The following is a 20,539-nucleotide window of genomic DNA, read 5'->3' as shown; positions in this document are numbered from 1 at the left end:
CGCCGATGTTGCCCTCCTGGCCGGCGAACCGCAGCACCAGGGCGACGTAGTCGCGGGGCGGCCTCAGGCCGGCCCCGGGGGGGTTGCACACGGCGGGCCCGGGCCGCCCCCCGGCCCGCCCCCGCCCGGGGGCCGCGGGCCCGTCGTGCCGTTTCGCGACGACGGGCCGGCGACAGGACGGCGGCAGGCCGGACGGTTCAGACCGGCCAGCGCTCGCCGCGCCAGGCGGCGTCCCAGAACATCCACTCGTAGCGCGAGGTGGTCACGAAGTGCCCGACCACCTTGCGGCGTTCCGTCGCGGAGAGCTCCTCGCCCAGCCGGTCGGTGAGCGCCAGCACCCGGCGGACGACCGACTGGAAGGCCTCGTCACCGTAGGTGGCGATCCACTTGGCGTACAGCGGATCGGGCGAGCCCTGGGCGAGCAGCGCCTCGCCGACCCGGGCGTAGATCCAGTAGCAGGGCAGCACCGCGCCGACCGCCTCGGCGAAGGAGCCGCCGTAGACGGTGGCCAGCAGGTAGCTGGTGTAGGCCCGGGTGGTGGGCAGCACCGGCTCGGCGGCGGCCTCCTCGGCGCTCCCGCCGAAGGCCGTCAGGAACTCGGCGTGCATGCCCTGCTCGGCGGCCAGCGCGCCGACCGCGTCGTCGGCGAAGGCCCGGACGTCCTCCTCGCCGGGCGCCTTGGCGGCGCAGACGGCGAGCGCGCGGGCGTAGTCGCGCAGGTAGTGCGAGTCCTGGACGACGAAGTGGCGGAAGGCCTCGCGCGGCAGGGTGCCGTCGGTGAGCCCGGCCAGGAAGGGGTGGGCGAGGATCTCGGCGTACACCGGCTCGATGGCCGCCCAGAGTTCTTCGGTCAGCGTCTTGGTGCTCATGCCGCGACCCTAACCGGCGCGGCTCCCGGCGCTCCGCTCAGTCCTCCGGCGGGGAGAACACCACCAGCACCCGCAGCTCCTCGGTGACGTGGTGGAACCGGTGCGGGGTGCCCGCCGGGACGTACACCACGGTGCCGCGCCCGACGGTCATGGTCTCGGCGCCGACGGTCAGTTCGGCCCTGCCGCTGATCACCTGGTAGAGCTCGTCCTGGTCGTGCGCGGTCTGGGTGTCGGTGTCCCCGGGGGAGAGCGCGTACAGCCCGGCGGACATCCGCGCCTCGCGCAGGAACCGCAGGTAGGCGCCGTCGTTGGCCGCCCGCTCGGCGTCCAGTTCGTCCAGCCGGAAGAGCTTCACCGCCGCCGTCCTCCCTCGTCCGCGAGCGCGTTCGGCCACCCGCGCGCCCTGTGGCATTCAACACCACCCCGCCGTCCGGAGGTTCCGTCGGGAGGGTGGTTCCTGCCAGTCTTGGGCGGCATGAAGGGATTCGTCATCAAGACACTGATCAACGCGGCGGCCATCTGGGTCGCCGCCTGGATCGTCAGCGGCATCCAACTCGCCCAGGGCAAGGCCGACTGGCAGCACAAGACACTGACGGTGCTCGGCGTGGCCGTCGTCTTCGGCGTGGTGAACTGGCTGATCAAGCCGGTGGTCAAACTGTTCTCGTTCCCGCTGTTCATCCTCACGCTGGGCCTGATCACCTTCGTGATCAACGCCCTGATGCTGATGCTCACCTCCTGGGCCTCCGGGAAGCTGAGTCTGGACTTCCACGTGACCAACTTCGGTTCGGCGCTGATCGGTTCGCTGATCATCAGCCTGGTCGCCTGGGGCCTGCACGTGGCCCTGGACGACGACTGACCGGTCCCGTGCGGGCAACCGAAAGGGGCCCGTGCCCGGGTGTCTCCCCGGGTACGGGCCCCTCCGTCGTTCCCGTGCGGCGGACGGCCGCCCCTGGACCGCTCACCCCGCGTTCTCACGCCCCTTGAGGATGCTCGCGAGCTGGGCGTCGATGTCCCGCCCCGCGAACTCCTCGCCCATCGGCACCAGCCGGTCGGTGCGCGACAGGAACGCGATCAGCGGCGCGGACGAGGCCCGCAGCACGGCGTCTCCGTCCGGGGAGCGCAGCACGATGCGGACCTCCGAGAGCTCGTCACCGACCGGGCGGATGTGCACGTCGCCCTCGCCCGCCGGTCCGCTGATCCCGTCGAGCAGCAGCTCCCGCGCGAAGTACCAGGTGACCGGGGCGTCGCCGGGCAGGTGGAAGGTGAGCCGGACGGCGTACGGGTCGTCGGCCTCGTACGCCAGGTCCACCAGGAGGCGGAAGGAGAGCTCGTGCGAGACCACGAGGTTCATCACCAGGTGACCCTGGACTGTGCTGTGCTGCATGGCGCCAGTACCTCTCGTTCTGCCCGCGCCGTCGGTGTGCTGGTCCGACGGCGGCCGGACATGTTTTCGACGGTTTTTGTGACGGTTTATGCAACCAATCCACGTTCGATCACCATCGTCCATGTTTGGGGATGTAGTGGACAAGGTGTGCTTTTTCAAATGGTGAACGAGCCGGGCTAGGTCTAGACCAAGTAGCTTCAGAGGATGAACGACGGGCTCATCGCCCCGACCTCGCACCGCAGTTGGCGCGCGACGGAGGCCAGTCGGTCGGACTGCTCGACCGGCAGCGAGAGGGCCATGGTGGCGACCACCGGACCTATCGTGATCGGGACCGCCGCGCAGACCGTGCCGAGAGCGTACTCCTGACGCTCCAGCACGGGCATGGTCGGCCGCAGCGCGGCGAGCCGTCGCAGCACCGCGCTCTCCCCGGTCAGGGTGGCCGGCGTGAGCCCGGTCGGCGGGTGGCGGGCGAGGTGGTCGCGGCGCACGTCCTCGGGGAGCTGGCCCAGCAGGCACTGGCCGATGGCGTGGGCGTGGGCGGTCGCCCGCAGGTCGGCCCAGGGCTCCACGGCGGGGCGGTCCGGAGCCTCGACCACGTCCACCAGGTGGACCTCGCCGTCCTGGTAGAGGGCGAAGTAGACGGCGGCGCCGAGGTCGTCCCGTAAGGACTGCATCCGGGTCCGCAGGTCGGGCCGGCCGGAGCGGGCGCGCGCGGTGGCTATGCCGTCGAGCGCCTCCCCGTGGAAGAACCGCCCCTCGGACCGCCGCAGGTAGCCCTCGTGGGCCAGGGTGCGCAGCAGGTGGTAGGCGGTGCCGAGGGGCAGCTCGGCGGCGCGGGCCAGCTGTTTGGCGGTCGCGCCGTGCCCGAAGCCCCCGACGGCCTCCAGCAGCCGCAGCGCCCGCTGGACGGAACCGATCAGGGTGGGCCCCCGCTCCGCGGCCTTCTGCCGCGGCACGGCCGGCCCGGAATCCTCTGCGATGTCGAACGGCTGTGCGATCTGATCCATGCCACCCAACCCCCAGCCCGAGTCCCGCGCGCAGGTGCCAAGAAGGGCCATGCGGAGCAGCGCCCTCCGATTTTGCCCGATAGTCGCCCATTGCAGCACAGCGGGCCCCCGAACGGACGCACCCGACCGGGTCGGCGTTTCGACCCGGTCGGGTGCGTTTCGACCCATTCCCCGGGTTTCGCCCCCTCCCCGGCGCGGGAGACTCCCGCACAACGCGCCAGCCCCGGAGGTGGCCATGGACCCCGACAACCGCACTCCGCCACTGCGACCGGTGGTGAAGCGCACCGCGCGGGCCATCCTGCTGGAGCTGGACCCGGACGACCCGTACGGTCCGGCCTCGATCGTGCTGATCCGGCGGGTCCGGCCGGACGCGCCGCACCCGTACTGGATCACCCCCGGCGGCGGGGTCGAGCGCGAGGACCGGACGGTGGTCGAGGCGCTGCACCGCGAGGTGGACGAGGAACTCGGCGGCAAGATCGTGGACGTGGTGCCCGCGTTCGTCGACACCGTCAGCCACACGCTCCACGACGACGGCACCCCGCTGCACCCGCACGGGATCAAGGTGCAGCACTTCTTCGTCTGCCGGCTCGCCTCGATGGACCTCAGCCGACGGCACGGGCCCGAGGTGACGGAGCCCAACGGCGAGTACGAGGTGGTCCGGCTGCCGTTCACCCGCGAGGGCGTCACCTCGGTCAACGTGGTCCCGCCCCGGCTGCGGGCGTACCTGGCGGCCAACATCGAGGGCATCCGCGCGCTCCTCGCACCCGACCTCGGGTGATCACCCGGAGGCCAGGTCACCGACCAGGTCGTGCCGGATCCGCTCGGCCGCGACCCCGGCGCGCAGCAGCACCCCGACGCCCCGGCGCACCATCGCGGGCGGTCCGCTGAGCACCGCCTCGCGGCCCGCCCACGGCCCGAACCGGCCCACCACCTCGGGCAGTTCACCGGTCAGCAGGCCACCGGTCAGCAGACCGCCGGCCGGACCTCCGACGGACACCACCGGACGGACCGTCAGCCACGGGTTGCACCCGGCCAGTTCGCGCAGCCCGTCCAGCTCGTACAGCTCCTCGGCCCGGCGGGCGCCGTAGAACACCTCGACGCGGCGGCCCGGCGTGCCGTACGCGGCGGCCTCCTCGACCAGGGCGCGGACCGGCGCGACGCCGGTGCCGCCGCCGAGGCAGAGCAGATCGGCGCCGGCCGCGTGGTCGACGGTCATCGAGCCGGCCGCCGGCCCCAGCCGCAGCACGTCCCCGGGCGCGGCCCGGTGGACCAGCGCGTTGCTCACCCAGCCCGCCGGGACGGCCTTGACGTGGAACACCAGCAGCCCGTCCGGGCGGGGCGCGGCGGCGAAGGAGTAGTGCCGCCAGACCCGCGGCCACCAGGGCGTCTCCAGCGCGGCGTACTGCCCGGCCCGGAACGGGTACGCCTGGTCCGGCCGGACGGTGACCACCGCGACGTCCCGGGTGCGCCGCTCGTGCCGGACGATCTCGCCCTGCCACCAGGCCGGCGAGGTGCGGGCGTCCTCCTCGGCGGCCTCGATCATGCCCGAAGCGACCATCCGGTAGGCGCGGCGCCAGGCCCGCTCGGCCTCGGCGTCCCAGCGGCTGCCCGCGTACCGGGCCAGGGTCTGCGCCAGGCACTCCTCCACCGTGACGTAGTGGGCGGCCGGCGTGCCGTGCCGGCGGTGGTCGCGGCCGAGCCCGGCGAGGGTGGCGCGCAGCGCCGCGGGCCGGTCGATCTCGTGCGCCACCGTCAGCACGGTGCGGAACAGCCGGTCGCGGTGGACGTCCATGGCGGCGGGGAAGAACGAGCGCAGCTCGGGGTGGCGCAGGAAGAGCAGCGCGTAGAAGTGCGCGGTGGCCCGGTCGGCGACCGGCACGAGGGCGGCGAGGCCGGCCCGGACCAGTTCGACCTCCCGGGCGGTGAGCGGCGCTTCCGCGCCGGGCCGACCCGCCCCGGCGGCCGGCAGCGCGGCCGGGGGCGGGGGCGGTCCGGCGGGGGCTCCCGCGCCCCAGGCGTCGCTCCACCGGTCGCCCGGGCCGGCCCGGTTGAGGCCGGGGGCGTCGACGAACAGCGGGCGGAAGTCGGGGGCCGGGACGGCTCCCGGAGCCGGCCCGGTCGGCGGGTGCGCCGGCCGGGCCGGGACCACCGGCCGGACGGGCTCCAGCATCGACGCCGACGGCATCGACACCGTCGGCATCGACATCGCCGACGGTGCCTCCGTCGACAGGCCCGGGACGGAGGCGGCCCCCGCCGCGCCGTGCCGGCTGCGGACCAGCACCGTCGTACGGGACTTCACGGCCACGTTGTGACCCGCCACGTCGTGACCCGCCGCGTCTCGACCCGCCGCGTCTCGACCCGCTGCATCTCGAATGTTCAACTGAATCGTTTCGCCTCCGGCCGACCTGCGCCCGGCTCGTCCCTGCCGGAGCCAAGGCAGCGTGGCACGCCCGGAGCGCCCGCCGGAGGAATCGCGCGAAGCCCGGACAGCCGGGCCCGCCACGCGCTACTCTCCCCGGCCGCGGTCGCCCTGGGTGTCCGTCCGCACACCCAGGGCGACGTCCTCGCCGCGTCGAACGCCCGTGCGCTCAGAGCTGTCGCAGCAGCATCCCCGGCTGCTCCACGCAGTCCGCGACGAACCGCAGGAAGCCCCCGGCCGTCCCGCCGTCGCAGACCCGGTGGTCGAAGGTGAACGACAGCTGCGTCACCTCGCGGACCGCCAACTGCCCACCGTGGACCCATGGTTTGGCGACGATCCGGCCGACCCCGAGCATCGCCGCCTCGGGGTGGTTGAGGATCGGGGTGGATCCGTCCACGCCGAACACCCCGTAGTTGTTCAACGTGAAGGTGCCACCGGTCAGTTCGGCCGGAGTGAGCGATCCGCCGCGCGCTGCCTCGGTCAACCGCCCAAGCTCCTCGCCGAGTTGCTCGGTGCTGCGGTTCTGCGCGTCCCGCACCACCGGCACGACCAGCCCGCGCTCGCCCTGCGCGGCGAAGCCCAGGTGCACGGCCTGGTGCCGGACGATTCCCGAACCATCCTCGGTCACCGAGGAGTTGAGCTCCGGGAAGCGCGCCAGCGCGACGGTGCAGATCCGCGCCAGCAGCGCCAGAACGCTCACCTTCGGACCCGGCGTGGAGTTCAACTGCCTTCGCAGCGCCATGAGTTCGGTGGCGTCGGCGTCCACCCAGCAGGTCGCCGCGGGGATCTCCCGGTGGCTGCGGCTGAGCTTCTCCGCCACCGCCTTGCGCAGCCCGCGCAGCGGGACGACACCGTCCGGCGCGACGGCGACGGCGACACCCGCCGGAGCGGCCACCCTGGCGGCGACCGCCCGTTCGACGTCCGCACGCATGATCAGCCCGTCCGGTCCGCTCCCGGTGAGGCCGGCCAGGTCGACGCCCTGCTCCCGGGCCAGCCGCCGCACCAGCGGCGAGATCACCGGAACCACCACCGGGACCGCGGGAGCCGGAACGGCCACGGCGGCCACCGCGACGGGAGCCGCCGCCCCGACCCGGCGCCGCTGCCCGCCCCGGCCCGGCTCGGCGACCCCGAACCCGACCAGCGGCCGCTCCACCTCGCCGGCCCCGACGACGGCCCCGACAGCGGCCCCGACGACGGCCCCGACAGCGGTCGCGGTGACGGTGTCCGGTCCGGCCGCCGCCACCGCGACCGTCACCAGCGGCGCGCCCACCGCGACCTCCTCGCCCACCTCGCCGTACCGCGCGGTGACCACCCCGCCGTACGGACAGGGCACCTCCACCACGGCCTTGGCGGTCTCCACTTCGACCACCGGCTGGTCGACCGCGATCACCTCGCCGACCTCGACCATCCAGCGCACCACCTCCGCCCCGGTGAGCCCCTCACCGAGGTCGGGCAGCCGGAACTCCCGCACGACGGGCATCATCCTCAGTCCTCCCACTGGAGCCGGGCGACCGCGTCCAGGATGCGGTCCACCCCGGGCAGGTGGTGGTGCTCCAACATCGGCGGCGGGTACGGGATGTCGAAGCCGGTGACCCGCAGCACGGGCGCGGCCAGGTGGTGGAAGCAGCGCTCGGTGACCCGGGCGGCGATCTCCGCGCCGGTGCCGCCGAAGCCGCTCGCCTCGTGCACCACCACGGCCCGGCCGAGCGAGCGGACCACCCGGCAGACCGTCTCGTCGTCGAACGGCACCAGGGTGCGCAGGTCCAGCACCGCGAGGTCCCAACCCTCGGCCTGCGCCGCCTCGGCCGCCGCCAGGCAGACCGGCAGCGAGGGGCCGTAGGTGATCAGCACCGCGGAGGTGCCGGTGCGCCGCAGCACCGCCCTGCCGATCGGCTCGACCGGCGCCGCCGGGTCGAGGTCGGCCTTGCCCCAGTAGAGCCGCTTGGGCTCCAGGAAGACCACCGGGTCGTCGGAGGCGATCGAGGCGCGCAGCAGCCCGTACGCGTCGGCGACCGTCGCCGGGGTGACCACGTGCAGGCCGGGGGTGCTCGCGTAGTACGCCTCGGAGGCGTCGCTGTGGTGCTCGACCCCGCCGATTCCGCCGCCGTACGGGATGCGGACGGTGATCGGCAGCGGCAGCCGGCCCGCCGTGCGGTTGCGCATCTTGGCGACGTGCGAGAACAGCTGCTCCAGCGCCGGGTAGGCGAAGGCGTCGAACTGCATCTCGACCACCGGACGCAGTCCGTACATCGCCATGCCGATCGCGGTGCCGAGGATGCCGGCCTCGGCCAGCGGGGTGTCCAGGCAGCGGTCCGGGCCGAACTCGGCGGTGAGCCCGTCGGTGATCCGGAAGACGCCGCCGAGCGCGCCGACGTCCTCGCCGAGCACGTGCACCGACGGATCCTCGCGCATGGCGTCGCGCAGCGCGGAGTTGAGCGCCTGGGCCATGCTCGACGTGCGGGGTCCGGCGGGGTGCCGCTCGGCGGCCCGACCGGGGGCGGGCGACGGGTGGGACGCCGTGCTCATCGCTCCGCCACCTCCGCCTCGGCGGCCAGCTCGGCGGCCAACTGGGCGGCCTGCTCCCGAAGTTGTGGGGTCGGTTCGGCGAAGACGTGGGCGAACAGCGACATCGGGTCGAGGTCCGGGTCGGTGTGGAACTCGGCCCGCATCCGGGCCGCCAGCGCCTCCGCCTCGTCCGCCGTCTCCCGCACCAGGGCGTCGTCCAGCACGCCGAGTCCGCGCAGCGCGCGCTCCATCAGCAGGATCGGGTCGTGCTCGCGCCAGGCGGCCACCTCGGGCTCGGTGCGGTAGCGGGTCGCGTCGTCGGCGTTGGTGTGCGCCTCGATCCGGTAGGTCAGCGCCTCGACCAGGGTCGGGCCCCCACCGGTCCGGGCCCGCTCGACCGCCTCGGCCAGCACCGCGTGCACGGCGGGCGCGTCGTTGCCGTCCACCAGCCGGCCCGGCATGCCGTAGCCGACGGCCTTGTGGGCCAGGGTGGGCGCGGCGGACTGCGCGCTGAGCGGGACGGAGATCGCGTAGCCGTTGTTCTGCACCAGGAAGACGACCGGGGCGCCCAGCACGGCCGCGAAGTTCAGCGCCTCGTGGAAGTCGCCCTCGCTGGTGCCGCCGTCGCCGAGCATCGCCAGCGCGACCACCGGCTCGCCGCGCAACCGGGCGGCGTGCGCCAGCCCGACGGCGTGCGGGGCCTGGGTGGCGAGCGGGGTGCAGAGCGGCGCGGTGCGGCTGGTCAGCGGGTCGTAGCCGGTGTGGGCGCTGCCGCGCAGCAGGGTCAGCGCCTCCAGCGGGTCGACGCCCCGGGAGACCACGGCGAGGGTGTCGCGGTAGCTGGGGAAGAGCCAGTCCCGCTCGCCGAGCGCCAGCGCGGCGGCGACCTGGCAGGCCTCCTGGCCGGTGGACGCCGGGTAGACGGCGAGCCGGCCCTGCTTGGTGAGGGTGGTGGCCTGCTGGTTGTACCGGCGGCCGACGACCAGGCGGCGGTAGAGCTCGCGCAGCAGCGCCGGATCGCACTTCTCCAGCGCGGGGGTGCCGAGCAGCCGGACGGGGGAGGGGTCCGGGAGGAGCGGGGCCGGGTCGGTGCGCGGGGAGGTGGCACCGGGCAGCCATCCGGGCACCGGTGTGCGGTGTCTGTGGTCGAGAACGGTCATCTCGGGGCACCTCCTTGGGTGGCGGGGGCTCCCTACCGATTGTTCGGTCGTCTGTTCATCTTGACCAGAAGCGTGACAAGGTGGTGGACATTCGGCCCGTTCGGCGGTCGACTGGTGGCAGTGTGTCCAATCGGGGAGGGTGGGGGGTCATGTCGGCTGAACAGACGTCCAGACTCGATCGGGTCGACCGGTCGATCCTGCGGCTGTTGCAGCAGGACGGCCGCGCCTCCATCCGCTCGGTGGCCGAGCGGGTGCACGTGTCCCGGGCCAACGCGTACGCCCGGATCTCCAGGATGGTCGAGGACGGCGTCATCCGCGGCTTCACCGCCAGGGTGGACCACGAGCGGGCGGGCCAGGTCGCGTCCGCGTACATCACCCTGAAGATCGTCCAGAACTCCTGGCGGACGGTGCGCGAGCAGCTGCTGGAGCTGCCCGGGGTGGCGCACATCGCACTCGTGGGCGGGGACTTCGACGTCCTGCTGCTGGTGCACACCGCCGACAACCAGGCCCTGCGGGAGCTGGTGCTGGGCAGCATCCAGTCCATCCCGCAGGTGCTCGGCACCCGGACCATGCTGGTCTTCGAGGAGACGGACCAGGTGCCGCCGCTCTGACGGGACGGGCCGCCCCCGGCGGGAACGCCCAGCTCTGACAGGCCGCCCTGACGGGCCGCCCTCGGCGGGTACGGCTCAGCGGGTACGGCTCAGCGCGCCCGCAGCCCGTCGAAGGCCAGGTGGACCACCGCGTCCGCGACGCCGTCGGCGGCCTTGGCCCCCGGCCGGTACCACTCCACGATCGAGTTGATCATCCCGAACAGCAGCCGGGTGGCCAGCCGCGGCTCCACGTCCGCCCGGAGCGCGCCGTCCGCGACCGCCGCCCGCAGCAGCTCCGCGACCTGGTGGTCGAAGTCCCGCCGGCGCTCCAGCGCCCACTGCTCGGTGGCCGTGTTCCCGCGCACCCGCAGCAGCAGCGTCACGTACGGGAGTTCCTCCAGCAGCACCTCGGCGGTGCGCCGCACCACGTGCTCCAGCCGCTCCACCGCCGGGCCCTCGACCGCGGCCGGCTCGGCGAGGATCGCGAACAGCCCGTCCAGCGCCCGCCCGACCGCCAGCCGCAGCAGTTCCTCCTTGCCGCGCACGTGGTGGTAGATCGACGACTTGGAGATCCCGGCCGCCCTCGACAGGTCCTCCATCGAGGTGCCGTCGTAGCCGCGCTCGTTGAACACGTCGACGGTCACCGCGAGCAGTGACTCCACGGTGTAGGCGGTGCGCGTGGTGTGATCGGCCATCCTCCGAGTATCCCCGGCCGTCCCGGCCGGTACGCGATCGGGTCCGACTGGTCCACACCAACCGGAGGGGGCAGGCCCTAGAATCTGCGGACGATCCGTCCACGTCCAGCAGGTGGGGTCCACGGCTGATGAACTCAATACCGGCAGTCGCCTCCGACGTGCCCGAGCAGCGCAACGAGGAGCCGGAGGACGCCGCACACACCTGGCAGGACCGCGCCCGCGCCCTGGTGGTCCGGTTCGGGCCGGCCGTGTGGTGCTACGCGATGCTGAAGCTGGTCGGCTTCACCGTCTTCATGAAGCTCCTCTCCTTCTCCGGCGAGTACGCCAAGAAGCCGGCCCGGTTCGGCGGCGGCGCCAACCCCTGGGACGTGGCGGGCACCTGGGACGGCTGGTGGTACCAGCAGGTGGCCCAGTTCGGCTACCACCCGGCGCTGGTCCCGATCCCGAACGGACCGGTCGGCTTCAACATCGAGCAGAACTCGGCCGCCTTCTTCCCGCTCTACCCGGGCCTGATGCGGATGGTCTCGGACGTCACCGGCCTCGGCCTGTACGGCGCCGGGATGCTGGTGTCGGTGGTGGCCTCGCTGTTCGCCGCGGCCGGCATCTACGCCGTGGTCGAGAAGATGACCGGCGACGCGCGCTCGGGCGTGATCGCGGCCGGGCTCTGGGCGATCGCCCCGGGCTCGGGCGCCGAGTGGGCGGTCTACTCGGACTCCCTCTTCGTCGCGCTGGCGGCCTGGGCCTGCTACTGGGTGATGACCAAGCAGTGGATCGCGGCCGGGGTGATCACCCTGGTCGCCGGGCTCAACCGGCCGACCTCCGCCGCACTGATCGGCGCGGTGGGCCTGGCCGCGATGGTCGAGCTGTACCGCCGGGAGAGCGGCGTCCTGCGTCCGCTGGCCGCGATGGTGCTGGCCCCGGTCGGCCTGCTCGGCTACGTCGGCTGGGTGGGCTGGCGGACCGGTGAGTGGGGCGGCTACTTCCGCCTCCAGCACGACGCCTGGCTGCACTACTTCGACTGGGGCCAGGGCACCTGGCACGCGATCCGCGGCGTGCTGCTGGGCCGCAACGACTACCCCTTCGCCTTCCCGGTGCCGGACCTGTTCGCCACCCTGATCGTGCTCAGCCTGCCGATGCTGATCGTGCTGCTGGTCCGGCTGCGCCCGCCGCTGGTGCTGACCGCCTACACGCTGGCCACGATCGTCTCCGTGCTCGGCAGCCTCGGCATCTTCGGCAACACCTCGCGCTACCTGCTGCCCGCGTTCCCGCTGCTCATCGCGCTGGCGGTGGGGCTGCGCAAGCTGAGCCTGCCGGCCCTGGCGGCCGTCCTGGGCACCGGGGCGATCGCCTCCGGCTGGTACGCCGGGTACGTGATCTTCGAGCTGGGCGTGCCGTAGACCCCGGTCCACCCGGCCCACGGGGGCGCGTCCGCCACGGACGCGCCCCCGTCCGTTTTCCACGGGCCTCCCTCCTCCACACCCTCTTGAACCGACCGATCGTTCGGTTACTCTGTGACTGATCCCGTCCTGCTTTTCGACGCCCTCCGAGGAGCGCACAGATGTCCGCAGCGGTCACCCACCCCCTCGTCGGCGAGCTGGTCGAGCGCCACCAGGCCACCCTGGACGCCGCGCTCGCCGCCGCCGTCGCGCGCGACTACTGGTCGCCCTACCCCGAGTTCCCGAAGGCCTACGGCGAGAGCGGCCCGGCGGACGGCAAGGCCGCCTTCGACGCCCTGCACGGCAAGCCGTTCGTCCTCGACGGCCACCCCACCGACGGCGACCAGGTCGGCGGCGAGTCCTCCCCGTACGGCGTCGAGCTGGGCATCACCTACCCGCACGCCGACCCGGACGCGCTGATCGCCGCGCTCACCGCCGCCCGCCCCGGCTGGGCCGCCGCGAGCCCGCTGGAGCGCGCCGCCGTCTGCCTGGAGATCCTGCACCGGATCAACGCCCGCTCCCACGAGTTCGCCCAGGCCGTCATGCACACCACCGGCCAGGCCTACGGCATGGCCTTCCAGGCCGGCGGCCCGCACGCCCAGGACCGCGGTCTGGAGGCGGTCGCCTACGCCTACGCCGAGCAGACCCGGCTGCCGCGCCAGGCCGGCTGGACCAAGCCCCAGGGCAAGCGCGACCCGCTGGTGATGACCAAGGAGTTCACCGTCGTCCCGCGCGGCCTCGCGCTGCTGATCGGCTGCAACACCTTCCCCACCTGGAACGGCTACCCGGGCCTGTTCGCCTCGCTGGCCACCGGCAACCCGGTGCTGGTCAAGCCGCACCCGCGGGCCGTGCTGCCGCTCGCGCTGACCGTCCGGACCGCCCGCGAGGTGCTCGCCGAGGCCGGCTTCGACCCGAACCTGGTCTGCCTGGCCGCCGAACACGAGGGCGGCACCGTCGCCGCGGCCCTCGCCGTCCGCCCCGAGATCAAGCTGATCGACTACACCGGCTCCACCTCCTTCGGCGACTGGCTGGAGGAGCACGCCAAGCAGGCCCAGGTGTACACCGAGAAGGCCGGCGTCAACGCGGTGGTGATCGACTCCACCGACGACTACAAGGGCATGCTGGGCAACCTGGCCTTCGCGCTCTCGCTCTACAGCGGCCAGATGTGCACCACCCCGCAGAACGTGCTGATCCCGCGCGGCGGCATCACCACCGACCAGGGCGACAAGTCGTACGACCAGGTGGTCACCGACCTGGCCGGCGCCATCGAGGGCCTGCTCTCCGACGACGCCCGCGCCGCCGCGATCCTCGGCGCCGTGGTCAACCCCGGGGTGCTCCAGCGCTCGGCCGCCGCGGCCGGCGGCGAGTACGGCGAACTCGCCCTCGCCCCGCGCGCGGTGACCTCGCCGGACTTCCCCGGCGCGACCGTCCGCACCCCCGCGCTGGTCAGGCTGGACGCCGACAAGCCGGACGACCGGGCCGTCTTCCGCAGCGAGTGCTTCGGGCCGGTCTCCTTCGCCGTCGCGGTCGAATCCACCGCCGCCGCCGTCGAGTTGCTGCGCACCACGGTCCGCGAGAAGGGCGCCATGACCGCCTCCGGCTACACCACCTCGCCCGAGGTGGAGGCGCTCCTGGTGGAGGCCGCGCTGGACTCCGGCGTCTCGCTCTCGCTCAACCTGACCGGCGGGGTCTACCCCAACCAGACCGCCGCCTTCTCCGACCTCCACGGCACCGGCGCCAACCCGGCCGCCAACTCGGCCTACTGCGACGGCGCGTTCGTCGCCAACCGGTTCCGCACGGTGGAGATCCGCCGGCACGGCTGAGCGTTCGATTCCGGATCCGGGCCCCGGCGGTCACCCACCGCCGGGGCCCGGCGGTTCACGGCTCCCGGACCCGGCGGTTCACAGCCCCGGCCGCGCCCGCGATGATGGAGGCTGGGAGGACGCCGGGAACGGCGTCCGACCGCCCTCCGAGCAACGGGAGCTGATACATGGCCGTGAAGCCGACGACCGAAACCGACGTCCTGATCGTCGGCGCCGGACCGACCGGACTGCTGCTGGCCGGCGACCTCGCCGCCGCCGGAGTCGGCGTCACCTTGCTGGAGAAGCGGGCCGCCGAGTCCAACCTCACCCGGGCCTTCGCCGTGCACGCCCGCAGCCTGGAGATGCTGGACGCCCGGGGCCTGGCGGAGGAGCTGATCGCCACCGGCCGCCCGCTCGACGGGCTGAGGATGTCCGACCGCCTCGGGATCGACCTCGGCACGCTGCCCACCCGCTTCCCGTTCGTCCTGATGACCCCCCAGTACAACGTCGAACGACTGCTGCTGGAACGCGCCGAGAAGGCCGGCGCGACCGTGCTGCGCGGCGCCGAGGTCACCGGGCTGCGCCAGGACGCCGAGGGCGTGACCCTGGAGACCCGGGACAGGCGGAGCCACCGCGCCGCGTACGCGGTCGCCGCCGACGGCGTCCACTCCACCGTCCGCGACCTGCTCGGCATCCCCTTCCCCGGCGAGTCCGTGGTCGACTCGATGGTGCTGGCCGACGTCCGGCTGGACCGCGAGCCCACCGAGACGATCACCGTCAGCGCCAACCACGCCGGCTTCGCCTTCATCGCCCCGTTCGGCGACGGCTGGTTCCGGATCATCGCCTGGGACCGCGAGGAACGGTACCCGGACGGCACCACCCCCTCGCCCGAGCAGCTCACCGCCCTCGTCCGGGCCATCCTCGGCGAGGACTACGGCCTGCACGACGTGCGCTGGAGCTCCACCTTCCACAGCGACGAACGGCAGGCCCCCGACTACCGCTCCGGACGGGTCTTCCTGGCCGGCGACGCCGCCCACTGCCACTCCCCGGCCGGCGGCCAGGGCATGAACACCGGCCTCCAGGACTCCGCCAACCTCTCCTGGAAGCTCGCCGCCGTCCTCCGGGGCCGGGCCACCGACGCCCTGCTGGACACCTACCAGACCGAGCGGCACCCGGTCGGCAAGACGGTGCTGCGCACCTCCGGCGCGCTGATCCGGCTGGCGCTCGCCGAGTCCGCCCCCACCCGCGCCCTGCGCGGGGCGCTCACCGCGCTGGGCGGCCTCCTCGACCCGGTCACCGGGCGCGGCGCCAAGCTGATCTCCGGCATCGGGATCTCCTACCCGGCCCCCAAGGACGCCCACCCGCAGGTCGGCAAGCGCGTCCCGGACCTGCGGCTGACCGCCCTCAGCAAGCCCGCCGAGGGCGCCCCGGCCGCCCCCGAGCGGCTCTACGAGGCGCTGCGCGCCGGGAAGTTCGTCCTGGTCAGCAATGACGAGCTGGCCGCCGCCGAGCCCTGGGCCGACCGCGTGGTCTGCGCCGCCCCCGCCGACCCGCACGGCAAGCTGCGCGACACCGTGCTGCTGATCCGCCCGGACGGCTACGTCGCCTGGGCCGCCGTCGACCCCGGCCAGGGCGAACTGCGCGCCGCCCTCACCGACTGGCTCGGCACTCCGGCCTGACCGCCCGGCACCGCGTCGAGGTCCCCGTGCCCCTCTTGGGGCGCGGGGACCTTCGCGTGCGGAGGGCACCGCCCCGCACCCGGCCGCCACGGCCATTCACTGTATGGAACCGACGGGTTTCCCGCTCTCCACAGTTGACTGTTTTTTAGCAACGAATTGCCCGGCCATGAGCCAATTCGCACACGGGTTCTGTCATGTTCAAGCAAGCGTTCTCGACTCCGGAACGCCTGGCCCCTTGCCGGCCCCCACAGCCGGCCGGAGGAGGATCCGTTGCGCCCCCGCTCCCTTGCCCTCGCCGCGGCGATAGCCGTGCTGCCGCTGACCGCCGTCTCGCTCGGTGTCTCCACCGCGCAGGCCGCCACCCCGAACGCCGCCCCGCGCGTCGCCCTCCCGAACACCGTGAACCCCGCGGTGGCCCACTCGGAGAAGAAGGGTGACGTCCCGGCCGCCCAGCAGATCTCCGTGTCCGTCAGCCTGAAGCTGCGTGACACCGACGCCCTGGACCACTTCCTCACCGCGGTCGAGACCCCGGGTGCCCCGGAGTACGGCCGCCACCTGACGCCGGAGCAGTTCACCGCGCGGTTCGGCCCGACCCAGGCCGCCGTCGACCAGGTCAGGACCTACCTGGCCCAGCAGGGCCTGACCGTCACCGGGGTGAGCGCCAACCGCCAGGTGGTCAACGCCCACGGCACCGCCGCCCAGGTCTCCCAGGCCTTCGGCACCCACGAGAGCTCGTACCTCGACCCGCAGCTCCAGCGCGCGTTCTTCGCCAACGACGCCGCCGCCTCGATCCCGTCCGACCTGGCCACCGTGGTCCAGGGCGTCAGCGGCCTGGACAACCACGCGGTCCGCAAGAACCGCCTGGCCGAGCCGAACGCCGCCGCCCCGAACGCGGTCACCCCGGCCACGCCCGCTCCGAACGCCGCGAGCGCCGCCCCGAGCGGCATGTCCCCGGCCCAGTACACCGGCGCGTACAACCTCACCAAGACCGGCGCGGACGGCACCGGCACCACGGTCGCGCTGTGGGAGTTCGACGGCTACCAGTCCTCGAACCTGACCACCTACGACTCCCAGTACGGCCTGTCCGGCCCGGCCGTCTCCACCGTCTCGGTGGACGGCGCCAACTACGACTCCGCCCCCGGCCAGGGCCAGGGCGAGGTCGAGCTGGACAGCGAGATCGTCCGCGGCGCGGCGCCCAAGGCCACCCAGCTGGTCTACGAGGCGCCCAACAGCGACCAGGGCGAGATCGACATGGCCAACAAGATCGTGACGGACAACCGGGTCTCGGTCGTCTCGATCTCCTGGGGCTCCTGCGAGCCGGACACCACCGCCTCCTCGATGACCGCGGTCGACAACGCCTTCAAGCAGGCCGCCGCCCAGGGCATCTCGATCTTCTCCGCCTCCGGTGACGACGGCTCGCGCGACTGCACCCGCTCCACCAGCGGCTCGGCCGTCAAGGCGGTCGACTTCCCGGCCTCCAGCCCGCACCAGACCGGCGTCGGCGGGACCAACCTCCAGGTCTCCGGCGGCAACACCTACTCCTCGGAGAGCGCCTGGAGCACCGCCGGCGGCGGCGTCTCCACCGTGTTCGCCAAGCCGAGCTGGCAGACCGGCACCGGCGTCACCGGCACCATGCGCACCGTCCCGGACGTCTCCTCCAACGCCGACCCGCAGAGCGGCTTCGCGATCTACACCGCCGGCTCCTGGCAGGTCTACGGCGGCACCAGCGCGGCCGCGCCGCTCTGGGCCGGCTACGCGGCCCAGTTCAACCAGAAGGCCAAGGCCGCCGGGCAGCCGGTCCTCGGCGAGGCGAGCCCGCGGCTGTACGCGGTCGCGAACGGCGGCGGCTACGGCAGCAGCTTCCACGACGTGACCACCGGCGCCAACCAGGACTTCTCCGCCAAGGCCGGCTACGACCAGGTCACCGGCTGGGGCTCCCCGGTCGCCGACGCGCTGACCACCGCCCTGCTCGGCGGCGGCAGCACCACCCCGCCGTCCGGCGGCTGCACCGCCGCCCAGCTGGTCTCCAACGGCGGCTTCGAGAGCGGCACCGCCGCGCCGTGGACCGCCTCCAGCGGCGTGGTCACCAACAGCGCCTCCCAGCCCGCCCACTCGGGCAGCTGGAAGGCCTGGCTGGACGGCTACGGCTCGGCCCACACCGACACCCTGTCGCAGACCGTCTCGATCCCGGCCGGCTGCGCCTCCGCGAAGCTGACCTTCTGGCTGCACGTCGACACCGCGGAGACCGGCACCACCGCGTACGACAAGCTGACCGTCCAGGCCAACAGCACCACGCTGGCGACGTACTCCAACGCCAACGCGGCGGCCGGCTACGTCCAGCGCACCCTGGACCTGACCTCCTTCGCCGGCCAGACCGTGACCATCAAGTTCACCGGCACCGAGGACTCCTCGCTCCAGACCAGCTTCGTGATCGACGACGTCGCGCTGAACGTCAACTGATCACCGGTCGGTAGCACCACCGAACCCCCGCCGGGGCGGCGCCGTCAGGGCCCGCCCCGGCGGTGTCCCGTCCCGGCCCCTCCAGGCCGTCCGGCGGCTCGTGTTTCCGGACTGTTTCAAGATCGCTCACCGCCCGGTTCACTTGCCGTGACCACTGTCATACGCACGACTGATGACGTAGCCTCTCGACCGTGCATAGGGTTCCCCACAACTCGGTGATGCCTCTGACGGCGCGCCCCGGCGGCGGCCCGGTCCCACCGAACTCAGCTGGTGGGGAGGGTTACCGCATGGCCGCAGAGCAGCCTCAGGACGCGGCGCGGCTGCGGCTGGTCGGGTCGCACACGGAGCACCCGGGCCCGGCCGGACCGGCTCCCGCGGCGGCCGCGGGCCGCCTCACCCCGGCCGGCGGCTTCGCGGACACCCTGCACCTGGCCATCGAGGCCAGCGGCCTCAGCCTGGACCGGATCCGCGCCGCCCTCGCCGCGCGCGGGGTCAGGGTCAGCGTCACCACCCTCAGCTACTGGCGGCGCGGCCGCAGCCAGCCCGAACGGGCCAGCTCGCTGCGCGCCGTCCACCTGCTGGAGGAACTGCTCGGCCTGCCGCACAGCGCGCTCTCCTCGCTGCTCGGCCCGCCGCGCCCGCGCGGCCGCTGGGCCGCCGCGGCCAGCACCAGCCACCTCGGGCTGGAGGACGTGTGGCCGGGCGAGCTGGAGATCGCCTCGATCTTCGCCGAACTCGACGCCCCGCCGCCCGGCGAGCTGGAGCGCCTGAGCATCCACGACTCCTACTACGTGGACGCCGAGCAGCGTGCCACCCTGCTGCGGATGCGCCAGGTGGTGCGCGCCACCGTCGGCGGCGTCGGCCGCTGCCTGGTGGTGCACAAGGCCGACGAGGAGGCCACCGGCTGCCCGGAGGTCACCTCGGTGCGGCACGGCCGGCTCGGCCGGGTGCGCCGCCGCCCGGAGGTCGGGCTGACGGTCGCCGAGCTGATGCTGGACCGGCCGCTGGGCCTCGGCGACAGCACGGTCTTCGAGTACGAGGTGGAGATCCCGCCCGGCGGCCCGACCACGGAGTACAGCCGCCGCTTCGCCACCCCGGTGCGCGAGTACGTGCTCCAGGTGCACTTCGACCCGGCCGCCGTCCCGGCGCACTGCGAGCGCTACGACCGCGAGCCGGGCGCCGACGTCGACCACCGCCGCGAGCAGCTCTGGATCGGCGCCTCGGCGAGCGCCCACGTGCTGGCCCCCGACCAGCAGCCGGGACACATCGGCATCCGCTGGGAATGGGCGTAGGCCCTTCCCCCTCCCGTCCCACCCGAAAGCCCCGTCGGACCACCGGCGGGGCTTTCGCGTTCCCGCCCGGGAGACATGAGCACCGGTCAGCCGACCCCACCGGACAGCTGATTGCTCTTCACCCGTTCGGCCTAACCCACCGTGACGCATCCGGCCCGCTTTGGGACCTTGGTCCCGATACATACTGAATCGGCCCGGGAAGGCCACTTCTGTCTCGTCGTCAGGCGGCGACCAGAAGAACCGCAGGAAAGAGGCGGAGCATGACCCTTACCGACCCCCTGTCCCCACTCATGGAGTTCGACGAGGTCGAACCGGCGGAGGACTGCATATGCGGGGGCTGCAGTGCCCGCCGCCGCGCACGGCTGCACGCCGCCCCCGTCCACGAGGGCGGCCACGCCGCCGCCCACAGCATCCGCCGCCGGGCCGCCGTCCTGATGGCCGCCGTCGGCACCGCGCTGGGCGGCGGCGCGGTCGCCGCCGGCACCGCCTCCGCCGCCCCCAGCCCCGCTCCGGGCGCCGCCAAGACCCAGACCCCCCAGGGCGAGGTCAGCGGCCTCTACGGACAGGCCCCGGGCGCCCGCGCCTTCGCCGCCCCGCGCGCCGCCACGCCGGTCACCCGGGCCCAGATCATCCAGCGCGCCCAGAACTGGGTGAACCAGGGCGTGCCGTACAGCATGTCCCGCTACTGGTCGGACGGTTACCGCCAGGACTGCTCCGGCTTCGTCTCGATGGCCTGGGGGCTGAGCAGCAGCCAGACCACCTGGACCCTGCCGAACTTCGCCGAGCGGATCGGCAAGAACGACCTCCAGCCCGGCGACGTGCTGATCTACAACAACCCGGCCAACCCGCAGGCCGGCTCCCATGTGACGATCTTCGGCGGCTGGACCGACTCCTCCCGCACCCAGTACATCGCCTACGAGCAGACCAACCCCTCCACCAAGAAGCGCACCACCCCGTACGCCTACTGGAACAACTCCGGCTCCTACGTCCCGTACCGCTACACCGGCCTGTCCGACGGCGGCGGCACCGGCGGCACCGGCGGCGGCAGCTCCTCGACCGCCTTCCCGGGCGCGGACAAGTTCGGCCCCGGTGCCAACAACGCGTACGTGACCCAGCTCGGCCAGCTGCTGGCCCAGCGCGGCGGGTCCAGGTTCTACTCCGAGGGCCCGGGCCCGCGTTGGGGCGAGGCCGACCGCAAGGCCACCCAGGCCTTCCAGCAGGCCCAGGGCTGGACCGGCAGA

At 73.4% G+C, this 20,539-nt stretch carries 18 protein-coding genes; 9 read left to right on the top strand and 9 right to left on the bottom strand.

All coding sequences use genetic code 11. The features are described 5' to 3' along the window. Positions 1 to 197: 197 nt before the first annotated feature. Together tenA and ACFRAR_RS26305 are read right to left on the bottom strand one after the other, a co-directional pair. Positions 198 to 869: a thiaminase II gene (tenA, locus tag ACFRAR_RS26310; protein WP_380700654.1), complete on the bottom strand. Its 672-nt coding sequence runs from the start codon at positions 867 to 869 to the stop codon at positions 198 to 200. 37 nt (positions 870 to 906) lie between these two features. Next, on the bottom strand, positions 907 to 1,224 hold the full coding sequence (locus ACFRAR_RS26305) for a cupin domain-containing protein (protein ID WP_380700653.1): 318 nt from the start codon (positions 1,222 to 1,224) through the stop codon (positions 907 to 909). 120 nt (positions 1,225 to 1,344) lie between these two features. On the opposite strand from ACFRAR_RS26305, the gene ACFRAR_RS26300 reads away from it, so the two are divergent. Beyond that, positions 1,345 to 1,725: a phage holin family protein gene (locus tag ACFRAR_RS26300; protein ID WP_380700652.1), complete on the top strand. Its 381-nt coding sequence runs from the start codon at positions 1,345 to 1,347 to the stop codon at positions 1,723 to 1,725. Positions 1,726 to 1,827: 102 nt separating this feature from the next. Here ACFRAR_RS26300 and ACFRAR_RS26295 read toward each other — a convergent pair whose 3' ends face one another. Beyond that, positions 1,828 to 2,253: an SsgA family sporulation/cell division regulator gene (locus tag ACFRAR_RS26295; RefSeq protein WP_380700651.1), complete on the bottom strand. Its 426-nt coding sequence runs from the start codon at positions 2,251 to 2,253 to the stop codon at positions 1,828 to 1,830. A 197-nt stretch (positions 2,254 to 2,450) separates the two neighbouring features. Further along, on the bottom strand, positions 2,451 to 3,260 hold the full coding sequence (locus ACFRAR_RS26290; RefSeq protein ID WP_380700650.1) for an IclR family transcriptional regulator: 810 nt from the start codon (positions 3,258 to 3,260) through the stop codon (positions 2,451 to 2,453). 235 nt (positions 3,261 to 3,495) lie between these two features. On the opposite strand from ACFRAR_RS26290, the gene ACFRAR_RS26285 reads away from it, so the two are divergent. Further along, positions 3,496 to 4,038 carry an NUDIX domain-containing protein gene (locus ACFRAR_RS26285; protein WP_380700649.1) on the top strand — a complete coding sequence of 181 codons (543 nt, stop codon included), beginning with the start codon at positions 3,496 to 3,498 and terminating at the stop codon, positions 4,036 to 4,038. Here the strand turns inward: ACFRAR_RS26285 and ACFRAR_RS26280 are convergent, their stop codons facing one another. The 4 genes from ACFRAR_RS26280 to pdhA all read right to left on the bottom strand — a co-directional run bounded on the left by ACFRAR_RS26280 (position 4,039) and on the right by pdhA (position 9,344). Next, positions 4,039 to 5,559, bottom strand: coding sequence for a globin domain-containing protein (locus tag ACFRAR_RS26280; RefSeq protein WP_380700648.1), 1,521 nt, complete (start codon positions 5,557 to 5,559; stop codon positions 4,039 to 4,041). A 289-nt stretch (positions 5,560 to 5,848) separates the two neighbouring features. Next, positions 5,849 to 7,159, bottom strand: coding sequence for a dihydrolipoamide acetyltransferase family protein (locus ACFRAR_RS26275; protein WP_380700659.1), 1,311 nt, complete (start codon positions 7,157 to 7,159; stop codon positions 5,849 to 5,851). Positions 7,160 to 7,164: 5 nt separating this feature from the next. Next, positions 7,165 to 8,127, bottom strand: a complete 963-nt coding sequence (locus ACFRAR_RS26270) for an alpha-ketoacid dehydrogenase subunit beta (protein WP_380700658.1) — start codon at positions 8,125 to 8,127, stop codon at positions 7,165 to 7,167. Positions 8,128 to 8,201: 74 nt separating this feature from the next. Then, a complete protein-coding gene (pdhA, locus tag ACFRAR_RS26265; RefSeq protein WP_380700647.1) occupies positions 8,202 to 9,344 on the bottom strand; it encodes a pyruvate dehydrogenase (acetyl-transferring) E1 component subunit alpha in 1,143 nt (380 codons plus the stop codon). Between the two features lie 149 nt (positions 9,345 to 9,493). On the opposite strand from pdhA, the gene ACFRAR_RS26260 reads away from it, so the two are divergent. Continuing rightward, on the top strand, positions 9,494 to 9,955 hold the full coding sequence (locus ACFRAR_RS26260; RefSeq protein WP_380700646.1) for an Lrp/AsnC family transcriptional regulator: 462 nt from the start codon (positions 9,494 to 9,496) through the stop codon (positions 9,953 to 9,955). Between the two features lie 89 nt (positions 9,956 to 10,044). Here the strand turns inward: ACFRAR_RS26260 and ACFRAR_RS26255 are convergent, their stop codons facing one another. Continuing rightward, positions 10,045 to 10,629 carry a TetR/AcrR family transcriptional regulator gene (locus ACFRAR_RS26255; RefSeq protein ID WP_380700645.1) on the bottom strand — a complete coding sequence of 195 codons (585 nt, stop codon included), beginning with the start codon at positions 10,627 to 10,629 and terminating at the stop codon, positions 10,045 to 10,047. A 128-nt stretch (positions 10,630 to 10,757) separates the two neighbouring features. On the opposite strand from ACFRAR_RS26255, the gene ACFRAR_RS26250 reads away from it, so the two are divergent. From ACFRAR_RS26250 to ACFRAR_RS26225, 6 genes are all read left to right on the top strand, one after another. Beyond that, the gene (locus ACFRAR_RS26250) at positions 10,758 to 12,026 is read left to right on the top strand and encodes a hypothetical protein (RefSeq protein ID WP_380700644.1); all 1,269 of its coding nucleotides are present in this window, start codon (positions 10,758 to 10,760) and stop codon (positions 12,024 to 12,026) included. Positions 12,027 to 12,187: 161 nt separating this feature from the next. Continuing rightward, positions 12,188 to 13,888, top strand: coding sequence for a phenylacetic acid degradation protein PaaN (gene paaN, locus ACFRAR_RS26245; RefSeq protein WP_380700643.1), 1,701 nt, complete (start codon positions 12,188 to 12,190; stop codon positions 13,886 to 13,888). Between the two features lie 167 nt (positions 13,889 to 14,055). Then, positions 14,056 to 15,546: an FAD-dependent oxidoreductase gene (locus ACFRAR_RS26240; protein WP_380700642.1), complete on the top strand. Its 1,491-nt coding sequence runs from the start codon at positions 14,056 to 14,058 to the stop codon at positions 15,544 to 15,546. 270 nt (positions 15,547 to 15,816) lie between these two features. Beyond that, positions 15,817 to 18,006 carry a protease pro-enzyme activation domain-containing protein gene (locus ACFRAR_RS26235; RefSeq protein WP_380700641.1) on the top strand — a complete coding sequence of 730 codons (2,190 nt, stop codon included), beginning with the start codon at positions 15,817 to 15,819 and terminating at the stop codon, positions 18,004 to 18,006. Between the two features lie 287 nt (positions 18,007 to 18,293). Continuing rightward, on the top strand, positions 18,294 to 19,298 hold the full coding sequence (locus tag ACFRAR_RS26230; protein ID WP_380700640.1) for an XRE family transcriptional regulator: 1,005 nt from the start codon (positions 18,294 to 18,296) through the stop codon (positions 19,296 to 19,298). Positions 19,299 to 19,558: 260 nt separating this feature from the next. Continuing rightward, positions 19,559 to 20,539: peptidoglycan-binding protein (locus ACFRAR_RS26225; RefSeq protein WP_380700639.1), on the top strand; the 981-nt coding region annotated here is incomplete at its 3' end.

It is taken from the genome of Kitasatospora sp. NPDC056651 (assembly GCF_042792155.1).
Taxonomy (GTDB): Bacteria; Actinomycetota; Actinomycetes; order Streptomycetales; family Streptomycetaceae; genus Kitasatospora.
Note: the sequence above shows the minus strand (reverse complement) of the source record. Positions and strands in the feature narration are given on the sequence as shown.